The following is a 12,076-nucleotide window of genomic DNA, read 5'->3' as shown; positions in this document are numbered from 1 at the left end:
TACTAATATAACAAAAGCAATTCGGAAAAGTTATTGTTTAATAGGAGCAAATGATAATATGAAATTAATCTAAATAGAAATTCAAACAACTAAGCGATGCAGGCAATCGTTAATAATATGATTTAGCTGGAACATTACAAAAGCTCCCTGCAATAATTCTTTAAATTGTAATATCTGAATAACTGATAGCAGATAAATATGCTCGCAACCATGTAAGGCAATGATCTCAAGGGTAGAAGATTGAGAATCAAGCAGTATTTTTTCTACATCAATCGCTTCAATAATCTTTTTTAATCTTACAGCCTGCTGGTAATTGAACTTGCAGATCTTCCCGTCAAAATCAATCAGCAAACATTTTTCTTTATCCGATTGGTAAATTACACCACTCTCAGTGCGAAATACCTCATGCAGCGTTGCTGCCAGTTCTTTTACCGTATTCATCAACGCTACAAATATAAGCCTATTTAGAAGTAATCCAAATAAAGAAAGGGGGATTTGCGTCAATAAAATATTTGATTCGCATCACATTTAAGGATATTTAATTTTTCAAACCTTTTCTTCATTTATGAATTTCTTATAAAAAACACACATATGAAAAATTTAAAACCTGTTTTTGCTGCCCTGGCTTTTTCTTTTGTACTAGCGGGTTGCAGTTCAAATTCGCAAAATACTTCTACTGGCGATACCGGTGATTCAACTTCAATAGGTGCAGGAACTGATACCAGCGGAAGTATGGTTGATACCGGCTCTACAGTCACAGATTCTTCCGCAAACGGAAATCAGTAGATCGGTAATTTTATTTTTTTAAACAGGAAGAAAACTTTTTTCTATTGCAGATGTTTAGGTAGAATCTATCAAACATCTGTTTATGACACAAAAAGTTATTTTTTATTCTTTCGCGATATTGCTCGCGGCATTTCTTCTATATGCGTATTTTATGTTGCTGGAAGCTGTTAACCGCGGGGCTTTAAATTAAAGCCCTAAGTAGTTGTCTGTTTCGGAGGCTTATATTTTAATTTTTAATTAATCCACCTGGTGAGGATCTTTTTTAAGGTCGTCTTCTTTATATATGTGGGCAAAATCATCGCCTTCTATTAGAATCTTAACATCTTTTGATCCTTCTTCCTGGTCTTCCTGCACAATGCCAGTTTTGCCGTCGTTTGTTATTACCCTATCGCTGAATTTAAAAGCCATTTTACCGTTTTTATTCTGAACAAGCGTATTTAGATTAAGTTTGAGAGAATTTTAATAGCATTACCTATACTTAGGAATACTCTTATTTAATTTATGATATAGGTCAGCCGCATTTATTTTTGAAGAACTCAGAAAGATTTCTTTTTTATCCGTTACTATTTTTAAATATGGCTTAGCGGTTTCATCGACCAGTAATGTTACTACTTTTCCTGTTTGAGTTCTGAAATTTCCTTTTTTATAATCTCCAAGTGCAAACCCATTTGTTTTAAAATTTATTCCGGGTAATTGATGTACTATTTCTACTGATCTTATTCTGTTGCTTTGCAGGCTTTCTCCATACATTCCTGTTATTTCAATAACATTCCCTTTAATTAGCACGGTATTTTGAGACATGCTGTAACAAAAAAGTGCGGCTAAAGAAAAAATAGCAAACAGAAGGAGAAAAATCACGCCATTAGTTAAATGCCTTTTTACTTTACTTTTGTTGAGATTATAAGCTTGCGCTCTCCATATAAAATAACAATAGCATAGAAGGGGATAGAGGACAATAAATATGCCACCTGCATTTTTATAAAAGAGATCCAGCAGCAATCCGGTTACTAAAAGAGATACTGAAAGAAAAAGATGAAAATGCCTATAGAATATGAGAAATGCCTCCAGGTTATACTTTCTTCTTTCTTCCTCACTCATTGTATTGTAGCCCGAAAGGATATATTTTGCATTTTCTTTATTAACTAAAAACCCTGCTAACAGAAAGATCAATGAAAGAATTAGCGTAATTTATAGCATAGATTTTTTCAAATAAAGATCAAACCCGAAGTATATTTATTTATCTTATAATTGAATATCTGTTTTAAAAACTATTTTAGCTTCAAAATAATGAAATATGCGTAAAAAACTGATTATATATTCGTTAACATTAAGTGCTTCTTTTTTCACTGTAGTTTCAAGAGCACAAAACTCTGGTAGTAAAAATGAAAAATCTTCTGGCGAAAAAGTAGTTTTTTTCGATGACTTTTCCGGAAATAGCTTAGATCGCTCTAAATGGAACGTGATTGTTACCGGATTCCATGTAAATAATGAGCAACAGGCTTATGTGGATTCTTTGGCTACCATCTACTTTGTTAAGGGTGCAGAAGCTGCGGGAGCAAAAAATGGAGCATTAGTGATTGAGCCGAAATATACACCGGGTTTTAAAACTTTCGACGGGCAGAAGTTTGATTTTATTTCCGGAAGAATTAATACCAGGAATAAGGTTGAGTTTACCTATGGTACAGCTGCTGCACGGATGAAACTTCCTGCCGGGTCTGGTTTCTGGCCTGCTTTCTGGCTTTTAGGTGGAGGAAATTGGCCTGAGACAGGAGAAATTGATATAATGGAAAATGTAGGTGAGGCAGATTGGGCTGGAGCTGCTTTACATGGCCCTGGCTATTTTGGCGAAACTCCCTTAGTTAATAAAGTATTTTTTAAACCCGGTAAGGATGTAACACAATGGCACGTTTATTCTGTAGACTGGACTAAAGATGCCCTGCTCTTTAAAGTAGATGGCGAACTTTTTTACAGGGTTACCCGTCCGATGGTAGAAAATTATGGCAAGTGGGCATTTGATAATCCAAAGTACATCATTGTAAATCTGGCACTTGGCGGAGCATATCCCTACAAAACGAATGGCATAAAAACTCCTTATAACGGAATTCCGGAATCTACACTTGAATTAATTAAAAGCGGAAAAGCAAAAGTACTGGTAGATTGGGTTAAAGTAACTCAAGCTGATTAGCAGACATTAAAAACCAAGTATCTATTTATGAAACAGTTGAATTTTTTTCAGGCTGATGCCTTTACCAATACACCGTTTAAAGGAAATCCGGCAGCAATTTGTATTCTGGATGAAGAACTTGATGAAAAGACGATGCAGCAAATTGCCTTTGAGAATAATCTTGCAGAAACAGCTTTCGTTAGTAAAAGAGAAGATGGTTTTAATTTGCGCTGGTTTACACCAACAGTTGAGGTTAATTTATGTGGTCATGCAACTTTAGCCAGTGCCCATATACTTTGGCAGGAAGGAATTTTATCTGAAAGCGAAACTGCTAATTTTTACACACGAAGCGGGATATTAACCGCAACAAAGCGTAATGAGTGGATTCAGCTGAACTTTCCGGCATCATCAATAACCCCGGTAGAATATCCTGCCTGGATTGATAAGGCGTTAAACGCAAAACCTGTACATGTAGTGTATGCAAAAGATCGTTTTATAGCAGAGCTTTCATCTACACAGGAATTATCGGGATTAACACCGGATTTTGATGCGCTGAGAAGAAATGAAATGGTTGTAGTTACAAGCAAAGGCGACGATAGATACGATTTTTATTCACGTTCTTTTGCTGGTGCTCATGGCGTTGATGAAGATCCTGTTACGGGTTCTTCGCATTGCGGACTTGTTCCATATTGGGCAGAAAAGCTGAATAAAACAGAAATGTTTGCCTACCAGGCATCATCACGTGGAGGAGAGCTAAACGTTCAGCTCGATGGCGACCGGGTATTAATGGCCGGAAAAGCAGTTACTGTTATAAAAGGATTATTTGTACTGTAAGCTTCTTGTAAACCTGAATGACAAAATCTTTATTTGAAGTGTAACCGGGTATCTTAATAAAATTTTAAATTTTTATAAAAAACATTTTCACAGGCTTGACGCTTTACAAGCCATATGAATACAATTGTTTATCCGGGAAAACCGTATCCCTTGGGAGCAACATGGGATGGGGAAGGAGTTAATTTTGCACTTTTTGCAGAAAATGCAACAGGGGTAGATCTATGTTTATTTAATTCTACTGAAGATGACGTTGAGTCAGTTAAAATCAGAATAAAAGAAGTTTCACACCACGTTTGGCATGTGTATGTTCCGGGCATCAATCCCGGACAGCTGTATGGATACCGGGTTTACGGACCTTATGAACCTGAAAACGGCCACCGTTTCAATCCTAATAAACTATTAATTGACCCTTATGCAAAAGCAATTGCGGGAACCATTAACTGGCACGATTCGCTGTTTGGTTACGAACTGAATCATCCGGATGGTGATCTAAGTTTCAGCAATACAGACAGCGCTCCTTTTATTCCTAAATCAGTAGTAATTGATCCTGGCTTTGATTGGGAGAATGATAAACCCTTGCAGATTCCTTACCATAAAACCATTATTTATGAAACGCATGTAAAAGGGTTTACCAATCTTCATCCGGATATTCCCGAAAAAATACGAGGTACTTACGCGGCTCTTGCACATCCGGTAACTATCAATTATTTAAAAGATCTGGGAATTACCGCTGTTGAATTAATGCCTGTGCATCATTTTATTCTCGACAGGTATCTTCAGGAAAAGGATTTGAGCAATTACTGGGGATACAATACCATTGGATTTTTTGCACCCGATGTGCGTTATTCAAGCGGCAGTGTTCTTGGCGAACAAGTTGTTGAATTTAAGAACATGGTTAAAGAACTGCATAAAGCCGGGATAGAAGTAATTCTGGATGTGGTTTATAACCATACGGGAGAAGGAAACCACCTGGGCCCAACACTCTCTTTTAAAGGAATTGATAACGCGTCTTATTATCGTTTAACAGAAGATAAACGCTATTATATGGATTATACAGGCACGGGTAATACATTAAATGCACAAATGCCCAGCGTACTGCGGTTGATAATGGACAGCCTTAGATACTGGATTTTAGAGATGCATGTGGATGGTTTCCGTTTTGATCTGGCTGCTACTCTGGCCCGGGAACTTCATGAAGTAGACCGTTTGGGTTCTTTCTTTGATATCATTCATCAGGATCCGGTTATTTCGCAGGTTAAACTGATTGCCGAACCATGGGATATTGGTGAAGGCGGTTACCAGGTAGGAAAATTTCCACAGGGATGGGCAGAGTGGAACGGAAAATACAGAGACAGCATTCGTGATTACTGGCGTGGTGAAGACAGTATTCTTGGAGAATTTGCCGAACGTTTTACCGGAAGTTCGGATCTGTATAAAAACGATTACCGTTTGCCAACAGCAAGTATAAATTTTGTAACGGCACACGATGGCTTTACATTAAAAGATCTTGTGTCGTACAATGAGAAGCACAATGAAGCCAATGGAGAAGGAAACAAGGATGGTGAAAGCCACAACCGTTCCTGGAATTGCGGTGCCGAAGGAGAAACGGACGACATTGTAGTACAGGAATTGCGTAAAAAACAGCAGCGTAATTTTTTAACTACCTTGTTCCTCTCTCAGGGTGTTCCAATGATGCTGTGCGGCGATGAGATTGGCCGTACTCAAAAAGGTAATAACAATGCTTACTGCCAGGATAATGAAATTTCCTGGCTCAACTGGCAGCAGGCCGATAAAGAGCTTCTTGAATTTACGCAAAAACTTATCTTCCTGCGCAAACTGCATCCTGTTTTCAGAAGAAGAAGATGGTTTCAGGGCCAGCCTATAAAAGGAATAGGCGTAGAAGACATTGTCTGGTTCCTGCCAAATGGTTCTGAAATGAGCGAGGAAAACTGGAATCAGCATTTTGCAAAATCTTTAGGAGTTTATCTTAACGGAAGAGGAATAAAGCATTTAGGGCCAAAGGGTGAACTTATACTCGACGATAGTTTTTATGTAATATTTAATGCTCATCACGAACCGCTAAACTTCAGTTTGCCAGGAGAAAAATACGGAAGTAAATGGCTGAAAGTGCTGGACACCAGCGAAAATATGGTAACTGAACAGGGGGATGAGTTGAAACCTCAGGATTCGGTTAAGGTAGAAAGCCGTTCAATTGCAGTGTTTAAACAGCCACTTCATTAAACAGCAATGGATTTACTGGACGTAAAGAGAAGAACGGTAGGTGTAAATTTTATTGATGGAAGTGCTGTGGCGAAAGTGTGGGCTCCTGTGGCAGAAAAGGTTGAACTAACTGTTTTTCAGAAAAAAGAGTCTCGGCCATTTAATAAAACAGATTATGGGTATTGGTTACTGGCCGACTCGGGGTTAGAGCCGGGAGACCGGTACAAAATCACCGTTGATGGAAAGGCATTGCCAGACCCTGCTACAGTGAGTCAGCCTGATGGAGTACACGGTTATTCAGAAGTGTTTGACTTAACCGCATTTAAATGGACCGATCAGCAATGGCAGAATTATGCACTTGAAGAATATATTATTTATGAACTCCATACTGGCACATTTACAGAAAACGGAACTTTTGCCGGAATTGAAGAACAGCTGGATTATTTAAAAGATTTAGGTATAACAGCCATCGAAATCATGCCTGTAGCTCAGTTTTCCGGCAGCAGAAACTGGGGTTACGACGGGGTTTTTCCTTTCGCTATTCAAAATTCGTACGGCGGAGCTCAGGGTTTACAGCAGTTGGTAAATACCTGCCATGCCAAAGGAATAGCCGTCATACTGGATGTGGTTTATAATCATTTGGGTCCCGAAGGTAATTATTTAGGAGAATTTGGGCCTTATTTCACAGATAAGTACCATACTCCATGGGGAAATGCATTGAACTTTGATGATGCCTGGTGTGATGGAGTAAGAGAATATTTTATTGAAAATGCCTTGATGTGGTTTCGGGATTTTCATATTGATGCCTTACGCCTTGATGCTGTTCATGCTATTAAAGACTTCAGTCCGGTTCATATTCTGCGGGAAATAAAAGAAAGTGTTAACCGGCTTATGCAGTTTTCCGGAACAAAACATTATCTGATAACAGAACTGGATCTGAATGATCCTCGTTTTATAAATCCACTCGAGGAACATGGGTATGGAATGGATGCGCAGTGGATTGATGAATTTCATCATGCACTTAGAGTTACTGCAGGTGGAGACAGGTCGGGCTACTATTCTGATTTTAACGGAATTAAACAGTTGGCAAAAGCATATAAAGACGCATATGTGTATGATGGGCAATATTCACCTCACCGCAATAAAAAATTCGGAATTCCTGCATCGCAAAATCCCGGAAAGCAATTCGTAGTTTTTTCACAGAATCATGACCAGGTTGGAAACCGGATGCTCGGCGAGCGTACAAGTCAGCTGGTGAGTTATGAAATGCAGAAACTGCTTGCTGCAGCTGTAATTTGCAGTCCTTATTTACCCATGTTGTTTATGGGCGAGGAGTGGAGTGAACCTCATCCTTTCCTGTATTTTGTTGATCATTCCGATCCTGATCTTGCCGAAGCTGTTCGGGAAGGAAGAAAAGCAGAGTTTAAGGCTTTTCATGCTCAGGGCGAAGCTCCCGATCCTACAGATGAGAAAACTTTTCTTGAATCTAAACTTCAATGGCATTTACTTAATCAGGAGCCTCACAAATCGCTTTTTGATTATTATAAATACTTAATCAGTTTGCGTAAACAAATAGCTCCATTATCTCATTTAGATAGAGATAAACTGGATGTAAAATTTAATGAGGAACAGAATACGCTTATACTGCATCGCTGGTTTGAACAGGAGCATGTAATTTGTTTAATGAATTTTTCAAATATTCAACAGGAAATCCGGCTTCCTGATTTTGCTTTTCAATGGAACAAATTACTGGATTCGGCAGAACCATGTTGGAGAGGGCCGGAAGCTTCCCCTGATTCAGCGAGTAGTGATTCTGTTATTCGTGTTCATCCTGAATCAATTATAATGTATCAATCAGTATGATTAATCCAATAGCCACTTACCGGATACAGTTTCATAAAGAATTCACCTTTGCAAATTTTGAAAAGATTATTTCCTACCTCCGGCTTTTAGGTGTAAGCACAGTTTATGCTTCCCCGGTTTTTGAAGCTGTACCCGGAAGTACACATGGATATGACGGAGTAAATCCCCATCGTATCAATCCTGAAATTGGATCGATGGAAGAGTTACGTGCTTTAAATTCAGCTTTAAAGGAACAACATATAAACTGGTTGCAGGATATTGTTCCCAACCATATGGCTTTTCATCCAAAAAACACCTGGCTAATGGATGTACTGGAAAAAGGCCCTCAATCAGTTTACGCAACTTTCTTCGATACGTCAATTACAAGCAATCTTTACCAGGGCCGTATTATGGTTCCTTTTTTAGGAAGCTCTTTAGAAGAGGTAATAACTAATAATGAGCTTAAGGTAGAATATCATGAAGATAGGTTTGTTTTTAGTTATTATGATAGTACGTATCCCTTAAACCCGCGTTCTTATGCTGCTATTCTGCAACAAGGAGATAAAATTCCCAAAGCTATTCAACAGCTTCTGGAACAAATTCAATTACTTATAAAAATTGAAGATGCTAAAGCTTATTCCGAGCGGTGGCACGAAATTTTACTTGAACTAACCTCTTTATATAAAATTGAACTTACCAAGAGTTATATCCAAAGCTGCGTTGAATTAATAAATGAGGATCAGGCATTTTTAAAAGAATTGGCAGATGGACAATATTATCATTTATGCCGCTGGTCAGAAACTGATAAGAAAATTAATTACCGGAGGTTTTTTACAGTAAACGGATTGATTTGCATTAATATTCAGGATAAGAATGTTTTTGACGAGTATCATAAGCTAATTAAAAGCCTTGTTGACGAAGGGATTATAAACGGTTTGAGAATTGATCATATTGACGGACTTTTTGATCCCGAAAAGTATTTGACGGAGTTGAAAGCTTTGGTTGGAGACGATAAATATGTTGCGGTTGAAAAGATACTCGAACCTAAAGAAAGTTTGCCTGATAGCTGGACTGTTGAGGGAAATACTGGTTATGATTTTTTATCGCTTGTAAATAATTTGTTCACAAAAAAATCTGCGAATAAGTTATTTACAAAGTTTTATAAAAAGATTACAGATAATTCGACCGAGATTCAGAAGCAGATAAGAGATAAAAAAACATCCATTCTGTTTCAATACATGGGTGGAGAGCTTGAAAATCTGGTACGGTTCTTCGTTCAGTCTGATCTGGTTAAAGAAGAGGAGTTAAAGAAGATTCAACCTGTTTTAAAAGATGCTATTGCACAATTCCTGATCCATTGTCCGGTGTATCGGTATTATGGTAACAGCTTTCCTTTGAAGGAAGAGGAGGCAACGGCGATTGAAAAGATATTCGCTCAAATAAACAAATTACAACCTGAATTAGATCAGGCTATTGCTGTTTTAGAGGAGGTGCTGATTAAAAAAACCCGACTTGGTGATACCGACTTTAATAAGAGGGCTCTTGCGTTCTACCAGCGTTGCATGCAGTTTACAGGCCCTTTAATGGCAAAAGGCATTGAAGATACACTAATGTATACTTATAATCGCTTTATTGGACATAATGAAGTTGGCGACTCTCCGGAAGCTTTTGGGATTTCTGTTGAAAATTTTCATAACTCAATGATTGAAAGGCAAAAAAAATGGCTTTTTTCAATTAATTCTACATCTACACATGACACCAAAAGGGGAGAAGATGTACGTGCCCGCTTAAATGTTCTTACTGAACTTCCTGAAAAATGGATCAAGCAGGCAAAAGAATGGCAGCAGTTAAATGCAGCATTAAAAAAGAATAATGCCCCCGATTGGAATGACGAATATTTTATTTATCAGACGATGCTTGGTGCTTTTCCCATGCAAGGGCAAGACCAGGAGACTTTTAAACAGCGTCTAAAGGAATATTTAGAAAAAGCACTGAGGGAAGGCAAAGTACGATCAAACTGGTCGGAACCGGACCTGGAGTACGAAGAGGCAGTGAAAAATTTTATTGAACAATTATTTGACCAGCGAAAGCCCTTCTGGAAAAGCTTTAACCAGTTTTATTCGAGTATTGCGGATTTTGGAATAAGCAACTCCTTGTCTCAGTTGATATTAAAATTTACATGTCCCGGTATTCCCGATGTTTATCAGGGTACAGAACTCTGGGACCTGAGCCTTGTAGATCCTGATAACCGTCGTCCTGTAGATTACCAGGTCAGGGAAGTATGGCTTAAAGAATTGCAGCACGGTGGCAGCGAAAATTTCCTACAAGATCTGTGGCAAGACCGATCCAGTGGTAAGATAAAACTTTGGTTAACCCAAATACTATACAATCTCCGCAAAGAAAATCCTACTTTATTTTCAGATGGAAGTTATATTCCTCTTAAAATAAAAGGAAAATTAAAGAAAAACGTTCTTGCATTTCTCCGCCAGTCAGGAGACCGGTTTTATGTCATTGTGGTGCCGCTTTATCTTGCCGGGCTATGCCAGAAACAGGAAAAGGACGTTCTAGGACTTACCTGGAAGAATACACGAATAATTCTACCAGAATCCATTTCATTAGAATGGGAGAACATACTTGACGGAACAAAAGGACAAAAAGATACTGAAATACCAGTTAAGGAAATATTTAAAAACCTTCCTTTTGGTATTTTGAAATTGCAAAAAAAAAATAAAACGAGGGAAGCCGGTATTCTACTGTCCATAACTTCTCTTCCTTCATCTTTTGGCATTGGCGATCTCGGCCCGCAGGCGAAGGAATTTGCTCGTTTTTTAAGCAGGAGCAAACAAACTTATTGGCAGTTGCTTCCTCTCAATCCCACAACAACTTCTAATGCTAATTCTCCCTATAGTTCCTTTTCAGCCATGGCAGGTAATACATTACTTATCAGCCCTGAGAAACTGGTTAAGGATGGATTGCTCACTGAAAAAGAAGTTTTAAAGCATTGTTTACCAATAGGAAATTATGTAGATTATAAAGTAGCAAATGAGGTAAAATTGGTGCTTTTTGAAAAAGCATTCCAACGTTTTAAATCTGAGGAAAATAAGCTGAAACCCGCTTTTGATGAGTTTTGTGAAAAAGAAAAAGACTGGTTAAGCGATTTTGCTTTGTACACAATCTTAAGAGATAGCCATCAGGGAAATCCCTGGTTTCAATGGCCCGATACATATAAAAACCGGGAAACGTCTGCACTTGAAAAGGCGGAAAAACATTTTAAAGAAGAACTTGAAAAAGTAAAGTTTCTTCAATTCATTTTTTTTAAGCAGTGGGACGAATTGAAAGCGTATTGTAAAGATTGCGATATTAAACTTTTTGGCGACCTTCCTTTTTATATCAGTTATGATTCTGCCGATGTTTGGGCAAACCAATCAATCTTTAACCTGGATGAGAATGGTAAAATGACAGGTGTGGCGGGAGTTCCACCAGATTATTTCAGTGAGAACGGACAGTTGTGGGGAATGCCTACATTCAGGTGGGACGTACTTAAAGAACAGGGATATGACTGGTGGTTGAAGCGGTTGGAAAGGAATTTACAGATGTACAATTTACTGCGTTTAGATCATTTTCGAGCCTTTGCTGATTATTGGGAAGTTCCTGCAGGAGAAGAAACCGCTAAAAATGGCAGCTGGCAGGAAGGGCCGGGAAACGAATTCTTTCAGGCTGTAAAAGATAAATTTGGAAAACTGCCGTTCGTGGCCGAAGACTTGGGGGACATAAACGAAAAAGTTCATCAGTTGAGAGAAAAATTTGCTTTACCAGGTATGAAAGTTTTGCAATTTGCTTTCGGGAACGATGCAGCCGAGTCTTCCAATATCCCACACAATTATACCAGCAATTTCGTTGCATATACCGGTACCCATGATAATAATACCATTTGCGGCTGGTATAGAACCGATGCTGATAAGCAGGTTAAAAAAAGGGTAAATAACTATTTTGGAAAAAAGGTTATTTCTAAAACCGTTAATAAGGATTTTGCCCGTCTTGCTTATAGTTCTGTTGCCCGCATAGCAATTCTGCCACTCCAGGATGTTATAGGTTTAAACGAAAAATCCAGGATGAATACACCGGGGTTAACTGAAGGAAACTGGCTTTGGCGATTTAAAGCGGGTCAGTTGACTAAAAAAATTGAAAAGCGGTTAAGAAAATGGGTAGAATTATATAATAGAGGATAAA

9 protein-coding genes are annotated in these 12,076 nt (G+C 38.3%); 6 read left to right on the top strand and 3 right to left on the bottom strand.

From position 1 onward, the window contains the following. Positions 1-81 precede the first annotated feature (81 nt). Positions 82-441, bottom strand: a complete 360-nt coding sequence (locus tag ACLCDL_RS16520; protein ID WP_423149514.1) for a hypothetical protein — start codon at positions 439-441, stop codon at positions 82-84. 150 nt (positions 442-591) lie between these two features. On the opposite strand from ACLCDL_RS16520, the gene ACLCDL_RS16515 reads away from it, so the two are divergent. Then, positions 592-786, top strand: a complete 195-nt coding sequence (locus ACLCDL_RS16515) for a hypothetical protein (protein WP_423149513.1) — start codon at positions 592-594, stop codon at positions 784-786. Between the two features lie 237 nt (positions 787-1,023). Here ACLCDL_RS16515 and ACLCDL_RS16510 read toward each other — a convergent pair whose 3' ends face one another. Both ACLCDL_RS16510 and ACLCDL_RS16505 read right to left on the bottom strand, forming a co-directional pair. Further along, the gene (locus ACLCDL_RS16510; RefSeq protein ID WP_423149512.1) at positions 1,024-1,194 is read right to left on the bottom strand and encodes a hypothetical protein; all 171 of its coding nucleotides are present in this window, start codon (positions 1,192-1,194) and stop codon (positions 1,024-1,026) included. Positions 1,195-1,254: 60 nt separating this feature from the next. After that, the gene (locus ACLCDL_RS16505; protein ID WP_423149511.1) at positions 1,255-1,956 is read right to left on the bottom strand and encodes a DUF3784 domain-containing protein; all 702 of its coding nucleotides are present in this window, start codon (positions 1,954-1,956) and stop codon (positions 1,255-1,257) included. A 124-nt stretch (positions 1,957-2,080) separates the two neighbouring features. On the opposite strand from ACLCDL_RS16505, the gene ACLCDL_RS16500 reads away from it, so the two are divergent. The 5 genes from ACLCDL_RS16500 (at position 2,081) to treY (ending at position 12,075) form a co-directional block, all read left to right on the top strand. Continuing rightward, complete coding sequence (locus tag ACLCDL_RS16500; protein ID WP_423149510.1) at positions 2,081-2,971, top strand: glycoside hydrolase family 16 protein; 891 nt, start codon at positions 2,081-2,083, stop codon at positions 2,969-2,971. A 27-nt stretch (positions 2,972-2,998) separates the two neighbouring features. Further along, positions 2,999-3,784, top strand: coding sequence for a PhzF family phenazine biosynthesis protein (locus ACLCDL_RS16495; RefSeq protein WP_423149509.1), 786 nt, complete (start codon positions 2,999-3,001; stop codon positions 3,782-3,784). Positions 3,785-3,898: 114 nt separating this feature from the next. Next, positions 3,899-6,025 (top strand): glycogen debranching protein GlgX, encoded by a 2,127-nt coding sequence (gene glgX / locus ACLCDL_RS16490; RefSeq protein WP_423149508.1) that lies wholly within the window; start codon positions 3,899-3,901, stop codon positions 6,023-6,025. Between the two features lie 6 nt (positions 6,026-6,031). Then, positions 6,032-7,867 (top strand): malto-oligosyltrehalose trehalohydrolase, encoded by a 1,836-nt coding sequence (gene treZ, locus ACLCDL_RS16485; RefSeq protein ID WP_423149507.1) that lies wholly within the window; start codon positions 6,032-6,034, stop codon positions 7,865-7,867. Next, positions 7,864-12,075 (top strand): malto-oligosyltrehalose synthase, encoded by a 4,212-nt coding sequence (gene treY, locus ACLCDL_RS16480; RefSeq protein WP_423149506.1) that lies wholly within the window; start codon positions 7,864-7,866, stop codon positions 12,073-12,075. Before treZ ends, treY begins: the two co-directional genes overlap by 4 nt. Position 12,076: the final 1 nt, after the last annotated feature.

It is taken from the genome of Rubrilithobacter danxiaensis, from assembly GCF_047272945.1.
GTDB classification, from domain to species: Bacteria; Bacteroidota; Bacteroidia; order Sphingobacteriales; family Sphingobacteriaceae; genus Rubrolithibacter; species Rubrolithibacter danxiaensis.
Note: the sequence above shows the minus strand (reverse complement) of the source record. Positions and strands in the feature narration are given on the sequence as shown.

Coding starts and splice junctions, on each gene's coding strand:
- ACLCDL_RS16520 (WP_423149514.1), bottom strand. CDS start 441: ATGAATACGGTAAAAGAACTGGCAGCAACGCTGCATGAGGTATTTCGC.
- ACLCDL_RS16515 (WP_423149513.1), top strand. CDS start 592: ATGAAAAATTTAAAACCTGTTTTTGCTGCCCTGGCTTTTTCTTTTGTA.
- ACLCDL_RS16510 (WP_423149512.1), bottom strand. CDS start 1,194: ATGGCTTTTAAATTCAGCGATAGGGTAATAACAAACGACGGCAAAACT.
- ACLCDL_RS16500 (WP_423149510.1), top strand. CDS start 2,081: ATGCGTAAAAAACTGATTATATATTCGTTAACATTAAGTGCTTCTTTT.
- ACLCDL_RS16495 (WP_423149509.1), top strand. CDS start 2,999: ATGAAACAGTTGAATTTTTTTCAGGCTGATGCCTTTACCAATACACCG.
- glgX (WP_423149508.1), top strand. CDS start 3,899: ATGAATACAATTGTTTATCCGGGAAAACCGTATCCCTTGGGAGCAACA.
- treZ (WP_423149507.1), top strand. CDS start 6,032: ATGGATTTACTGGACGTAAAGAGAAGAACGGTAGGTGTAAATTTTATT.
- treY (WP_423149506.1), top strand. CDS start 7,864: ATGATTAATCCAATAGCCACTTACCGGATACAGTTTCATAAAGAATTC.